Annotated in this window: 8 protein-coding genes and 1 pseudogene; 2 read left to right on the top strand and 7 right to left on the bottom strand. The window is 64.8% G+C overall.

The window, feature by feature from the left end:
* Nucleotides 1-19: 19 nt before the first annotated feature.
* Nucleotides 20-3,434 (bottom strand): annotated as a pseudogene (locus tag ABIC16_RS09525) (amidohydrolase family protein).
* A gap of 176 nt (nt 3,435-3,610) precedes the next feature.
* Between ABIC16_RS09525 and ABIC16_RS09520 the strand changes: the two are divergent.
* Nucleotides 3,611-4,636, top strand: coding sequence for an SDR family oxidoreductase (locus ABIC16_RS09520; RefSeq protein ID WP_354290877.1), 1,026 nt, complete (start codon nt 3,611-3,613; stop codon nt 4,634-4,636).
* A gap of 2 nt (nt 4,637-4,638) precedes the next feature.
* Nucleotides 4,639-5,469 carry a type 1 glutamine amidotransferase gene (locus ABIC16_RS09515; protein ID WP_354290876.1) on the top strand — a complete coding sequence of 277 codons (831 nt, stop codon included), beginning with the start codon at nt 4,639-4,641 and terminating at the stop codon, nt 5,467-5,469.
* 31 nt (nt 5,470-5,500) lie between these two features.
* Here the strand turns inward: ABIC16_RS09515 and ABIC16_RS09510 are convergent, their stop codons facing one another.
* The 6 genes from ABIC16_RS09510 to ABIC16_RS09485 form a co-directional block, all read right to left on the bottom strand.
* Nucleotides 5,501-6,091: a DUF4337 family protein gene (locus ABIC16_RS09510; protein WP_354290875.1), complete on the bottom strand. Its 591-nt coding sequence runs from the start codon at nt 6,089-6,091 to the stop codon at nt 5,501-5,503.
* An 81-nt stretch (nt 6,092-6,172) separates the two neighbouring features.
* The gene (locus tag ABIC16_RS09505) at nt 6,173-6,664 is read right to left on the bottom strand and encodes a nucleoside deaminase (RefSeq protein ID WP_354290874.1); all 492 of its coding nucleotides are present in this window, start codon (nt 6,662-6,664) and stop codon (nt 6,173-6,175) included.
* 72 nt (nt 6,665-6,736) lie between these two features.
* Nucleotides 6,737-8,068, bottom strand: a complete 1,332-nt coding sequence (locus ABIC16_RS09500) for an ABC1 kinase family protein (RefSeq protein ID WP_354290873.1) — start codon at nt 8,066-8,068, stop codon at nt 6,737-6,739.
* Between the two features lie 31 nt (nt 8,069-8,099).
* Nucleotides 8,100-8,468 (bottom strand): thiol-disulfide oxidoreductase DCC family protein, encoded by a 369-nt coding sequence (locus tag ABIC16_RS09495; RefSeq protein ID WP_354290872.1) that lies wholly within the window; start codon nt 8,466-8,468, stop codon nt 8,100-8,102.
* Nucleotides 8,469-8,661: 193 nt separating this feature from the next.
* Nucleotides 8,662-10,134, bottom strand: a complete 1,473-nt coding sequence (locus tag ABIC16_RS09490) for an efflux transporter outer membrane subunit (RefSeq protein WP_502958300.1) — start codon at nt 10,132-10,134, stop codon at nt 8,662-8,664.
* A 2-nt stretch (nt 10,135-10,136) separates the two neighbouring features.
* Nucleotides 10,137-13,343 carry an efflux RND transporter permease subunit gene (locus ABIC16_RS09485; RefSeq protein ID WP_354292297.1) on the bottom strand — a complete coding sequence of 1,069 codons (3,207 nt, stop codon included), beginning with the start codon at nt 13,341-13,343 and terminating at the stop codon, nt 10,137-10,139.
* Nucleotides 13,344-13,512: the final 169 nt, after the last annotated feature.

Genomic DNA, 13,512 nt, shown 5'->3' with positions numbered 1-13,512 from the left:
GCCGCTGGCCCCGCCCCTGTCAGTCCCCGCCGGTCACGCTGTCTCCGATCGTGTACGCCGACCCCATCGCGCTGCCGTTGGTGCCCGTCCACCAATAAGGCGCGCGTTTGCGCGTGCCGGTGACGACCTCGTCCATCGTCTGGGGGTCGTACAGCCGCCCGCCGAGCATCACGCGGTTGATCTTGTCGCTGTTGCGGATGTCGACCGTGGGGTCGGCATCGAGCACGACGAGATCGGCAAGCTTGCCGACTTCGAGCGAGCCGACGTCCTTGGCATAGCCAAGCGAGGTCGCCGACATGATCGTCCCCGCGCGCAACGCTTCGATCGGCGACCAGCCACCGCGCACGAAGCTCCACATCTCCCAATGCGGCCCAAGCCCCGCCTGCTGCCCATGCGCACCGATCGACACCTGGACGCCGCGATCGGCGAGCTTCTTCGCCTCGCGCGCGCTCTCACCGTCGACGTAATCCTCTTCGGGCGCCATCGTCCGCCGCGCGTTCTGCGCCTCGAGCAGCGCAGGCGGCGCGTGGCGCGACAGAAGCGGATGTTTCCACACGTCCATATGCTGCCGCCAATACGGGTCGCCCGCCGGGCCGCCATAGGTGACGACGAGCGTCGGCGTATAATTGGTCTTGGTCTGGGTCCACAGGCTGACCAGATCGTCGTAGAAATATTCGAGCGGGATATTGTGCTCGACCGTGGAATTGCCGTCCTGGATCAGCGACACGTCCATCGCGTAGAGCGAGCCGCCCTCCGGGACGACCTCCATCTGCTCGGCCTGCGCCGCCGCGACGACCATCTGCCGCTGCTCGCGACGCGGCTGGTTGTAGTTCTTGACGCTGTGCGCGCCCTCCGCCTTCAACCGCCGCACGTCCGCCAGCGCATCCTCATAGCTGTTGATCTCGGCATAGACCTCGGGCGATTTCGCGCCGTAGATCACCTCGCCGGTCGAGAAGATGCGCGGTGCGATGATCTTGCCACTGCGCTGCATTTCGGACGCGACGAAAATCTCCGCCGCGCGAGAGGACGGATCGTGGATCGTCGTCGCGCCCATCGCGAGATTGACGATCGACGACCAGTTCTGCTGCGGGATCAGGTCGTCCTCCGCCTGCGGCCCGTGCGCATGCGCGTCGACCAGGCCGGGGATGATCGTCTTGCCCTTGACGTCGACGACCTTCGCCCCCGCCGGAACCTGAACCGACGCGCGCGGGCCGACCGCGACGATTCGGTCGCCGCGAATGACGATCGCGCCATCATCGATGATCCCGCCGTCCTTGGCCGCCATCGACACGATCCGCGCGCCGACCAGCGCGACGGTGCCGCTCGGCTTGTCCGCCGCCACGTCCATCGACAGCGACACGCCGGTCCTGGGCGCGGGGAATTTCGGGGCGGTCTCGTCCGCGGGCGCGGTGCGGAACAGCTCCGCCGTCCGCGCGGTGTAGAGCGTCGGGCCCATGCTCTCAGTGCAATTGCGTCCCGTCGTTCGACCAGTTGAGGAAGTCCGCCCCCTCCGCGCTGACTTGCGTCGCGGGCAAGGGTCCCCCCTTCTTGTCGACCTCGACGCCTTGCGTACCCGGCAGCAGCGGCATCACGAAGCCCTGATAGTTCTGCCGGAACGCGACATATTCCCCGCTCGGCGAGACGACGTAATCGGTGATCAGGTCGCCGCTGGCGTGGACATGCTTCGCTTCGCCGTTGAGATCGGTGCTGACGAACTGGCGCTTGTCCTTGTCCTTCATCAGCATGAACAGCCGGTCGTTGGACGACCCGAATTGCGGCGCGCTGCCATCCTTCGAAACGCGGGTGATCGTCCCGCCGGTGGCCGCCACGCGGTACACCCCGGTGTCCCCGCCGCCGCGCGCCGCGGTCAGATATCCGCCGCCGCCACGTTCAAACGCGATCGTCTTTCCATCGGGCGAGAATTGCGGGCGGGCGTAGTGGCCGGCGGTCGTCACCGTCCGCGCCGCCCCGCCACCGGCGGCGACGGTCCGGATCGACCCGAGCCCCGCATCGGTCCAGTCGACGAACACGATCGAGCGCCCGTCGCGCGACCAGCTCGGCCACAGTTCCATGCTGGCCTCGTCCCCCTTGATCAGCCGCCGCGGCGCCCCACCTGTAACGGGCCTGATCCACAGTTTGCCGAGCGTCTCGAACACGATTGTGCGGCCATCGGGGGAGACCGTCGCCCAGCGCGGCATTTTGGTGTCAAAACGGTCCGGAGCGAGCGCAAACTGCGGGTGGGTTGCGTCAATCACGACACGAGTGTCGTCAATTCGGAACGGAATCGACGTTGCCGCACCGCCCTCCGCGCCGACGCGGTTGAGCTTGCCGCCCGCCCAGAACACCACCGACTTGCTGTCGGGCGTCCACGCCATGTTGGGATAGACCCCGGTCACCGCCCAGGTTTCCTGCACGTCGCGGTCGAGCGCATTGTAGATCCGCCGCTCGTCTCCGGTCGCTAACGTCTTGACCCAAAGGGTCGTTTTCCCGTGATCGCGGCGCACGAAGGCGATCATCTTGCCATCCGGCGACGGCGTCGGCCGCACCGATCCCCCGACACCGGAGACGGCGGTCGTCACCTCACCCGTATCGATGTCGTACCGCTCAATATTGAACAGGTCGGTCCGGGAGTTTTGCGCATATTCGAAAATCGGGCCCGGCGAGACGTTCCGGGTGTAATAAATCCCTTTCCCATCAGGCGCATAGATCGGCTCGCCCAGTTCCTTCTGGAGCGTCTCGCTCGCCCGTTTGACGAGCTGGACCCCCGCCCCGCCCGAAACATGATACAGCCACACCTCCCCCGTCCCGAGCGACCGTCCGGTCGTGAAGTGCTTCTTGGCGACGATGAAACGCCCGTCCGGCGACCACGTCGGCTGGTTGAGGAGGCGGAAATCTTCCTTCGTTACCTGGCGCTTATCGCTGCCATCGACATTCATGATCCAGATGTTGTCGCCCCCGCCACGATCCGACGTGAAGGCGATCCGCTTGCCATCCGGCGAAAACCGCGGCTGATGTTCGTACGACAGCCCTTGCGCGATCCGCGTCGGCGTACCGCCCGCGATCGGCATGGTGTAGATATCCCCCAGCAAATCGAACGCGATAAGCTTGCCGTCCGGCGCCACGTCGACGTTCATCCAGGTGCCGTTGTCGACCTTGATCGGGACTTCGCGCGTGCGCAATCCGGTCGGCGCCTCGACGTCCCATTTGGAGGACTTTTTCGTTGAAGCAGAGCCGGTTACCGCGACCGGAGCAGGGTTCGTCCGCTCAGCCGGAGGCGTGGTCCCGGTCGCTGGCTTGAGGGGGTCGGCGGCCTGGTTTTCTGGCGCCTGCGTCTGATCGGGAAGAGGCTTCGGCGCCGGCTCCGGGGCGCTTTGCGCGAACACTTCGCCTGCCAGCAACGCTGCGGCCACAACCGCCGTAACCCGATATTTCATCTAGCCCCCAAAACATCATGCGGCGCTGCCGCGTTCGATATCCCGGGGACGCTGCCACGAAGTCGTTGAAGTCCGCAACCCCGCATCCGACGCAACACCGCAGCCAGGTGGGAGCGATCCCGCGCATCGACCGTTACCCGCGTCAGGTTCGCACTTTACCGGAGCTCGACATCGCCATGAAGATTACGCTGAAGCCGATCGCCCAACAGGTGATCGTCATTACCGGCGCCAGCTCCGGAATCGGTCTGGTCACCGCCAAGCGGGCCGCAGCGGAAGGCGCAAAGGTCGTGCTCGTCGCGCGCAACGCGGACTCCCTCCGCAAGGCGGTCGAAGAGATCACCGCCGACGGGGGCGACGCGATCTTCGCGGTGGCCGACGTGGGCGATATCAAGGCCGTACGCGCCGCCGCTGCCGCAGCCAAAACGCGCTACGGTCGGATCGACACTTGGGTCAATAACGCCGGCACCGCCATTTACGGCAAGCTGATCGACACCCCGCTCGACGAGCATGAGCAGTTGTTCCGGACCAACTATTTCGGCGTAGTGCACGGCGCACTGACCGCGGTCGACCACCTGCGCGATCACGGCGGCGCGATCATTACGGTCGGGTCGATCGCCTCCGAACTCCCCTCCCCGATCCTCAGCGCCTATTCCGCCTCCAAACATGCCGCCAAGGGGTTCGTCGACGCGCTCCGGATGGAACTGACCGCCGATGCGCTGCCGATCGCGATTACGCTGGTCAAGCCGTCCGGGATCGATACGCCGATCGCGCAGCACGCCGCCAACCATGTCGACGGCGAAGCGCTGATCCCGCCGCCGGTCTACGATCCGGCACTGGTGGCCAAAGCCATTCTGGATGCGGCACAGACCGTTCGGCGCGAAATCACGGTCGGTGGCGCGGGGCGGCTGCAGGTCTTGATCGGCACGCACTTTCCAGGGTTGCTCGACCGAATGGCGGGTCTTGTCGCACCCGCGATGTCGGATGCGAACCAGCCAAAGACCCGTTCCACAACGATCTTCGAACCGACGCAGCCGGGGCAGGAACGCTCCGGCATCCAACCAGGACGGACGTTTAGCGTCTATACCGCGGCGGAGCGTCACCCGGGCATCGTCCGCGCAATCACGCTGGCCAGTGTCGGTGGCATCGCAGCCCTGGTGCTGGCGCGACGTGCAGCCAACACCCGTTCTTCTTCCAAGGATTGATCTTGCCGCACTATCTGGTCGCCGAAAGCGAAACGCCCGAGGAACGCGCGGCGCGCCGTGCCCACGCGGGTAAAAGCTCGGGCGAAACCTACGCCGCCACCTTGCGGCAGTTGCGTCCCGACGCAGAGATCACGATCGTCGCCCCTGCCGACGACGCCGCACAGGTTTATACCCGGGAGGAAATGCGCGCGTTCGATGCGGTATTCCTGACGGGAGCGCCGTTACACGTCTACGAAGACACGCCCGAAGTCGCGCGCCAACTTGCTTTCATGCGGACCGTCTTTTCGGCCGGCCGGCGTTCGTTCGGCTCCTGCGCGGGATTGCAACTTGCCGTGGCCGCCGCAGGCGGCAAGGTCCGCAAGATGCCCGACCGGATGGAAGCCGGCATTGCGCGGCGCATCACGCCGACGGAGGCCGGGCGAACGCACCCGCTGCTGGCCGGTCGCGCAGCCAGTTGGGATGCTCCGGCGATCCATGGCGACGAGGTGGAACGGCTTCCCGAAGACGCGACCTTGCTGGCGAGCAACGCGGTAACGCGGGTGCAGGCCGCCGAAATCCGGCACGACGGTGGCATATTCTGGGGTGTGCAATACCATCCGGAACTCGCGCTCGCGGAGATCGCGATCGCGCTTCGCCGACAGTCGGAAGCGCTGGTGGACGCTGGCTTGGCGGAGAATACGGCGGCGGTCGAAACCCGCGCCGCTTTGCTCGATGCGTTGCACGCAACACCCGATCAACGCGCACTCCATTGGGCCCTGGGAATCGACGACGAATTTGCCGACGAGGCGCGACGCCGGATCGAACTTTCGAACTTTCTGGAGGCCGTGGAATAACCTGCAGAGATCGGAGCGCGGCGGTGGGCCGTTAAATGGAGACGCCCAACCCCGTCGCCACAGCGAGCAGGATCCCGACACCGGCGACGATGCTAGCGCCCAAAGTGATCCATTTCGAACGTGCCACCATCGCGATCGACAGCAGCACGATCGCGAGTTGCAACGCCGTCTCGCCGAGTTCGAACCCTTCTCCACGCTTCGCCGCGCGCTCACCCTCTACGCGCTGGCGGGCGCCCGCCAGTTCGAGTTGTTTGATGCCGTGCCCGGCGCGGTCCGGCGCGCGCAACCGCGCGGCTTCGCTCGCCCAGTGCGACCGGTCAGCCTCCGAGGCCCCCGGTTGCGCGGCGGCGGTCTTCAGCACGGTTTCCCGGACGATCTTGGCCTGCATGTACGCAAAGCTGTCCGATGCGGCGATATGCTGCAGGACGCTTTCGCGCTGTGCACCCGCCGCGTTCATGTGGACGATCGCCAGCGCCACCGCGAACCCGCCAACCAATAGCGAAACGCGGTCGCGAAAACGCCGCTCGCGCTCGCGTTCGATCCGGTCGGCCGCGTTGGAGCTTTCCTCGGCACGCTCGATCGCTTCGTCGATCAGGTCCTTGGCGTCGGCGGGTTCCATCATGTCTCCAACGACCAACAGGTCAGGTATACGGTATAAGACCCCTTACGCCGTCCCGCAGCGAAACACGACAAAGTCCGGAAGCTACAGGTTCGCCTGTTCGTCCTCCGGCAAATCGTCGTCGGGGCCGTAATAGAGTTCGGCACATTCAGCCCGGAGACACCCGCCCTCGAACACGATGTCATCCCGGTAAGCGTTGCGAACGAAATCGAGCGTGTCGATATGCCGTGCCTCGAAGTACATCGGATGAACATCGGCTGCTTCGGCCCCGTAAACGACGCGCCCGACCTTCGACCAGATCGACGCCATCGTGCACATTCCGCACGGTTGCAACGTCGAGTAGAGCGTCGCACCGCGGAGTTCGAGCTCACCGGTGGCTTCACAGGCGCGGCGGATCGCCATCATCTCGGCATGCGCGGTCGCATCAGGAAGCTCATGGGTCTGGTTGCGCTCCTCGGCAATCACCTTCCCGTCGAGGACGATCACGGAGCCGAGCGGAGAGGTCGAGGGGTCAGATCCCTTTGACCGGGCGGTCGCGATCGCACGACGCATCCACTTTTCGTCATCCTGTGTCATAATACCCTCGCGACCGTACCGAACTGCCGCTGAAAGCGGCTGAACGACGGATCCGTTCCGGGCCCCGCGCAATCAGCCTGGGTCGCGCTCGAGATAGGTCTGCGCAAGGCTGCGCACGTCGACCCGCGCCTTGAGCCGTGCGGCGAGCAAGGCGGTACCGCTGATCTTGCGCTGAACGAATAGCGTGTCGACAGGGGGCACGTGCCACGTCGATCGATCGCGCGCCATGTCGATGCCCTGATCCCGCAGCACGCCGACGAACGCACGGTCACCGAAATCGAACGGCCCTGCCTTCCCCAACTCACCGATCACCACGTCGATCATCCGGTCGACCAACGCGCGGTGCGCGACGACCGCTGCGGGCCCGAGGAAGCCGGCGGCCACCGCAGCCTCACGAACCGCGTCGCGATCCCCGGAAAGCCCCGCCTCCAACAGCGTGCGATAGCCGTGCGCGGTTTCCGCCGGCACGCCCCGCGCCGCGCCGAAATCGAGCAGCACCATGCGTTCCGTCTCCGGCTGCCACCGGTAGTTGCCGAAGTTGGGATCGGTCTGCATCAGACCCCATTCGAGCATTTCGCGCAGCACGAGGTCGATCAGATTGCCCATTACGCGATCGCGCAGCGCTTGCGGGGCGGTCTCGAGCGATTCGATCGGCACGCCCGCAACGAAATCCATCGCCAGCACGTGCGGCGTGGTCAGATCAGGATGGAGCGCGGGCACAAGGAACTGTGGTTCACCGCGCAACAGGTCGCCGAAGCGCGCGAGCATCTCGCCCTCACGAAGATAGTCGGCTTCCTCGTGCAACTGGCGCTTCGCCTCGGCCAGCAGGGGCGCGATGTCGAGTGTCTTGGGCAAGACCCCGGACACGCGCAACAGGGTCGCGACATTGTCGACGTCCGAATCAATGCTGTCCTTCACACCAGGATATTGAACCTTGATCGCCAGCTCGCGCCCATCGGGCAAGCGCGCGCGGTGGACCTGGCCGATCGAGGCGGCGGCGATCGGATGGGCCTGAAAATGCGCGAAGCCCCGCCGCCAGTCCTTGCCCCACTCCTTCGCCAGCACCGTATCGAGCTGTTGTGGCGGCATGTGATGCGCGTTGTCGCGCAACCGCGCCAGGATCGTGGCGAGTTCGGGCGGGAGCATGTCTCCCGCGTCCATCGAGATCATCTGCCCGAGCTTCATCGCCGCGCCGCGCAGGTGCGACAGTTGGTCCGCCACTCGCACTGCATTGGCGGGGGTAAGCAACAGGTCCCCCATCTTGGGGACCTCTCCGCTCGCAAGACGGCGCGCGCCTTCCGCCACCACGTTACCAGCCACCCCGCCGGCCATCCGCCCAAAGACGCCTAGCCGCGCAAGGCGGCCACTGGGTACGGAACGTCCCTTGCTGCGATCGTCGCTCACGCCGTGTCCTCGATGGAAAAAGGTTGTGCCGTCACGCGGCGTTTTGCTCTGCCTTGCGCGCAAGGCGCTGCAATCGAGGGCGTATGCGCAGGAAGACGCGATACGCCTGTTCTAGCAGTGGCAGCATCCCGGGCGCCTTCGCCACGAGACCGAGCCAGCGCAACCGCGGGATCGCGCGCCACATCGCTGCAAAGGCGGCTGCTCCCGACAGCAGGACACCGTTTTCGCGCGCGTGAAAACGTGCGAGCAGGTCCGCGCGATCGATCGGGCAACTGCCGCCATCAGCCTTGTTGACATCGACGAAGGTGATCGCCTCCGCGCGATCCAAACGCTGCATCAGCGCGATTTCGCGCCGACACAGCGGGCATCCGCCATCATACCAGACCGTCAGCTCCGTCATGGTCGCTATATGGGGATGCGCGCGGCAGGATCGAGGTGCGGATTACGATTAAGCCGTAAGCGCATCGCGCTTTAAGCCCCTCCCCATCAGAGGAGGAGTTTGGGAGTTGGGGCCAGCCTGCGCCATTCCGCGCTCCGCTTGCTGCACGGCCCCACCCCCAGCCCCTCCCCTGAAGGGAGGAGTGAAAGAGGCGTCAGTTCAGTCCGCCGCCAAGGACACGGTATAGCGTTACGAGATTGTTCGCTCGTGCCAGCCGGGTCGTCACCAGATCCTGTCGGGCACCATAGGCCGTGCGCTGCGAATCGAGTGAGGTCAGGAACGAGTCCACACCCGCCCGATACCGCGCATCGGACAAGCGGGCAGAGACCAGCGCCGCTTCTGCCCGCCGAGACCGGGCACCCAGCTGAGTGTCGATCGTCCCGCGGGTCGCTAGGGCATCAGCAACCTCCCGGAATGCGGTCTGCAGCGTCTTTTCATACGTCGCGATCGCACCGCGCTGCTGGGCACGTGCGAGGTCGAGATTGCCCTTGCGGCGACCGAAGTCGAAGATCGGCAACGTCGCCGTAGGGGCTGCGGACCAACTATCGCTGTTCGCGCCGAACAAGCCCGTCAACGCCTTGCTCACCGTCCCGAAGCTGGTGGTCAGCGAAATCGTCGGGAACATCGCGGCCCGCGCGGCGCCGATGTTGGCGTTCTGCGCAATCAGACGATGCTCGGCCTCGAGCACGTCGGGGCGGCGCAGCAATACCGATGATTCGAGATTGCCGGGAAGCGCGTTCAACGTCCGGTCTTCCGTCCCGAGCGTCTTTGGCAGGAGCGTCGCGGGAGTGGTCGTTCCGACCAGGAGGTCGAGAGCGTTGCGATCCTGCGCGATCCGGGCGCGGAGCGCGGCGATGTCGTTCGCGGCCGCTTCGTAATTGGTCTCGGCCTGGCGCACCACCAGCTCGGACTGCGTTCCGATCCGGAATTGCGCCCGCGTCAGCTGGAGCGACTGTTCGAAGCTCGAAAGCGTTTCCTGCGACACACCCAGTAATTCCTGATCCGACGCAAGCGTGAGATAGGCCGCCGCGATTTCGGAAATCAGGCTGATGCGGGTGGAGCGTTGCGCCTCTTCGGTTGCGAAATACTGTTGTAAGCCGCTTTCGCTGAGGTTGCGCAGACGGCCCCACAGGTCGAGTTCGAACTGCGAGATGCCCACGTTGGCGGAATAGAATTCGATGTTCGAACTCGTCGTCGTGCCCACGCCCGTTCCGGTTCCAGTACCAGCACCCGTGCCGACACCCGCCCCGCCGCCGCCGCCCGTGGCCGCGCCCCGAGGGTTGGCGTAATAAGCAGAGCCGCTCGCGTTGATCGACGGCAACTGGTTCGAGCGCTGTACGCGATATTGCGCGCGGGCCTGCTGCACGTTCGCCGCCGCCAACCGCAGATCGCGGTTGTTCTCGAGCCCAAGCGCGATGACGTCCCGCAGCTTGGGATCGGTGAAGAACGATTGCCATCCGATCTTCGTCACGTCAGGCGCGTCGGTCGGCGCTACGGGATAAGGTCCGCCTTGTGGCAGGGCCAAGGGAACGGCTCCCTGCGGTCGGACGTAGTTGGGGGCCATGTTGCAGCCCGCCAGTGCTGCCGTCGCCAGCAGCACCGCGACGGTACGGATCGTCGTCTTCATGTTCATGCTCCCTGCGGGGCGGTGTTGGGTGCGGGCGGACCGAACGAGGCGGCTTGATGATCGCCGCCGATGTCCGTCCGATCGTCGCGCTTCTTCGTCTTGCGGCCCGCGAACAGCGCTCGGACGACGACGAAGAACATCGGGATGAAGAAGATGCCGAGGATCGTCGCGGTCAGCATGCCGCCGACCACCGCGCGACCGATCGCATTCTGCCCACCAGCACCCGCGCCCGTCGAAATCGCCAGCGGCAGCACACCGAAGATGAAGGCGAGACTGGTCATCAGGATCGGCCGCAACCGGATTTTCGCCGCTGCGATTGCGGCGTCGAAGGCGTTCATCCCCTCGCGCATCCGTTCCTCGGCGAACTCGACAATCAGGATCGCGTTCTTCGCCGACACGCCAATCGTGGTGATCAGGCCGACCTGCAGATAGATGTCGTTGTTGAGCCCGGTGAGCAGCGCGGCAAACAAGGCACCGACCACTCCGAGCGGCACCACCAGCAGCACCGAGATCGGCACCGACCAGCTTTCGTACAGCGCAGCAAGGCACAGGAAGACCATCAACAGTGACAAGCCGTAAAGGGACGGCGCCTGCCCGCCCGAAAGTTTTTCTTCATACGACAGGCCGGTCCACTCGAGATCGGTTCCGGGCGGCAGCTTGGCGTGAATTTCCTGCATCGCTGCCAGCGCGGCGCCGGTGCTCAGCCCCGGTGCCGAGCCACCCTGCAATTCCATGGCTGGCTGGCCGTTGTAGCGGGTCAGCTGGACGGGAGCCTGAGTCCAGCGCAGCGTCGTGAAGGCACTGTAGGGGACCATCGCGCCATTGGCACCGCGGACGTAGAATTTGTCCAGGTCTTCGGGCTTCAGGCGGAACGCCGCATCGGCTTGGACGAACACGCGCTTGACGCGGCCACGGTCGATGAAGTCGTTGACGTATTGGCTGCCCCACGCCGTCGAGATCGTCTGATTGACCTCGGCAAGATCGAGCCCAAGCGCGCGTGCCTTGTCCTGATCGACGTCGATCTTGAGCTGCGGTGCATCCTCCAGCGACATTGGACGGACCTGCGCGAGGCGCTTGTCCTGCATCGCCATGCCAAGCATCATGTTGCGCATCTGCAACAGCTTGTCGTGCCCCATGCCAACCTTGTCGACCAACTGAAGATCGAAGCCGGTCGCATTGCCCAATTCCTGAACCGCGGGCGGCACGATCGCAAAGATCATCGCATCGTGGAACTGCGAGAATGCGCCCATCGCGCGTCCGGCAATCGCCTGCGCCTTGTTGGCGGCACCCGAACGGTCCTCCCACTTTTTGAGTGGAACGAACGCAAGACCGGCATTCTGGCCCTGCCCAGCGAAACTGAACCCGCTGATCGTGAACACGCCTTCGACGTTCGCCTTCTCCTTGGTCAGGAAATGGTCGCGGACTTCGGCGAGCCCGGCATCGGTCCGCGCGGTTGTGGCGCCCGAAGGCCCCTGCACCAGCGCAATCACGGTGCCCTGATCCTCATCGGGAAGGAAGCCGGTTGGCAGACGAACGAACAGGAAGACCATGACGCCTGCGATCAGCAGGAACGCGATCATCGACCGGCCCCAGCGGTGCGCGGTACTACGCACGCCCTTCTCATACTTCGCAGTGCCGCGATCGAACGTCCGGTTGAACCAGCGGAAGAAGCGCGACAGCGGGCCCTTGCCTTCCGCCTTGTCGGGATCGTGCGGCTTGAGGATCGTGGCGCACAAGGCTGGCGTCAGGACGAGCGCGACCAGCACCGACAAGGCCATCGCCGAGACGATCGTGATCGAGAACTGGCGATAGATGACGCCTGTGGAGCCGCCAAAGAACGCCATCGGCAGGAACACCGCGGACAGGACAAGCCCGATACCGACCAGCGCGCTACTGATCTCGTCCATCGATTTCCGCGCCGCTTCGCGCGGGGAAAGGTGCTCGGTGATGATAAGACGTTCGACGTTCTCGACGACGACGATCGCGTCATCGACGAGCAGACCGATCGCCAGCACCATGCCGAACAAGGTCAGCGTATTGATCGAGTAGCCCGCAACCGCGAGCACCGCGAACGTGCCCAACAGCACGACCGGCACCGCGATCGTCGGGATCAGCGTTGCGCGCCAGTTCTGGAGGAACAGGTACATGACGAGGAACACGAGGACGACTGCCTCGATCAGGGTATGCACGACCTGTTCGATCGACAGGCGGACGAACGGCGTGGAATCGTACGGGTAGATGACCTTGACGTCGGACGGGAACGTCTTCGACATCTCAGAGATCCGCGCCTTGACGGCATCAACCGTGGCAAGCGCATTCGCGCCCGGCGCGAGCTTGATACCGATCCCGGCGGCAGGTTTGCCGTTGTAAAGCGAATTGAACCCGTAATCCGCCGCACCCAGTTCGACCCGGGCGACATCACGCAGGCGGACCACGGCGCCGCTGGCATCGGTCTTCAGCCGGATATTGCCAAATTGCTCCGGCGTGTTGAGGCGCGACTGGATCGACACCGTCGCATTGAGCATCTGGCTTGCCGGCGCGGGCTGCGCGCCGAGCTGACCGGCAGAAACCTGCGCGTTCTGCGCGCGAAGTGCTGCACTAACGTCTGAGACCGAAAGCTGGTAACCGTTGAGCTTGAGCGGATCGATCCAGATGCGCATGGCATATTGCGCGCCGAACAGCTGGGTGTCGCCGACACCGTTGATGCGGCTCAGCGGATCCTGAACCTTGGACGCGAGCAGATCGGCGAGATCCGACCCGCTGTGTCGTTGGTCCTCCGAGTAGATCCCCATGATCACGAGGAAGTTCGAGGTCGCCTTGGCGACCTGAATGCCCTGCTGCTGGACTTCCTGCGGTAGCAACGGCGTTGCGGCTTGCAGCTTATTCTGGACCTGCACCTGCGCGATATCGGGGTTGGTTCCCTGCTCGAAGGTCAGCGTAATCTGAACGTTGCCCGCGGAACTGGACGAGGACGAGAAGTAGCGAAGGTTATCGATTCCCTTCATCTGCTGCTCGATGATCTGCGTCGTCGTATTCTCGAGCGTTTGGGCGTCCGCACCCGGATACGTTGCGGTGATGCTGACCGAAGGTGGCGCGATCGAGGGAAATTGCGCGATCGGCAAGCTGCGGATGGCGATAAGGCCACCGACCATCAGGATAATCGCGATGACCCACGCAAAGATGGGGCGTTCGATGAAAAAGCGGGACATGAGCGTTATTGTCCCTTGCCGGCGGCCGGAGCGTTGGCGGGTTGCTGCGCGGCGGGCTTGCCCGCCTTGTCGGTCCAGCGGACGGGATTGACCGGCGTTCCCGGTTGCAGATTCTGCGCCCCCCTCGACGATCACGCGGTCACCCGGAGCAAGTCCGGCAGTAACCATC

It is taken from the genome of Sphingomonas sp. PvP055 (genome assembly GCF_040546365.1).
GTDB classification, from domain to species: Bacteria; Pseudomonadota; Alphaproteobacteria; order Sphingomonadales; family Sphingomonadaceae; genus Sphingomonas; species Sphingomonas echinoides_A.
Note: the sequence above shows the minus strand (reverse complement) of the source record. Positions and strands in the feature narration are given on the sequence as shown.

What these genes read in the sequence shown, in the direction of transcription:
- ABIC16_RS09510 (WP_354290875.1), bottom strand. Translation starts at nt 6,091, where the DNA reads ATGATGGAACCCGCCGACGCCAAGGACCTGATCGACGAAGCGATCGAG.
- ABIC16_RS09485 (WP_354292297.1), bottom strand. Translation starts at nt 13,343, where the DNA reads ATGTCCCGCTTTTTCATCGAACGCCCCATCTTTGCGTGGGTCATCGCG.
- ABIC16_RS09520 (WP_354290877.1), top strand. Translation starts at nt 3,611, where the DNA reads ATGAAGATTACGCTGAAGCCGATCGCCCAACAGGTGATCGTCATTACC.
- ABIC16_RS09505 (WP_354290874.1), bottom strand. Translation starts at nt 6,664, where the DNA reads ATGACACAGGATGACGAAAAGTGGATGCGTCGTGCGATCGCGACCGCC.
- ABIC16_RS09490 (WP_502958300.1), bottom strand. Translation starts at nt 10,134, where the DNA reads ATGAAGACGACGATCCGTACCGTCGCGGTGCTGCTGGCGACGGCAGCA.
- ABIC16_RS09495 (WP_354290872.1), bottom strand. Translation starts at nt 8,468, where the DNA reads ATGACGGAGCTGACGGTCTGGTATGATGGCGGATGCCCGCTGTGTCGG.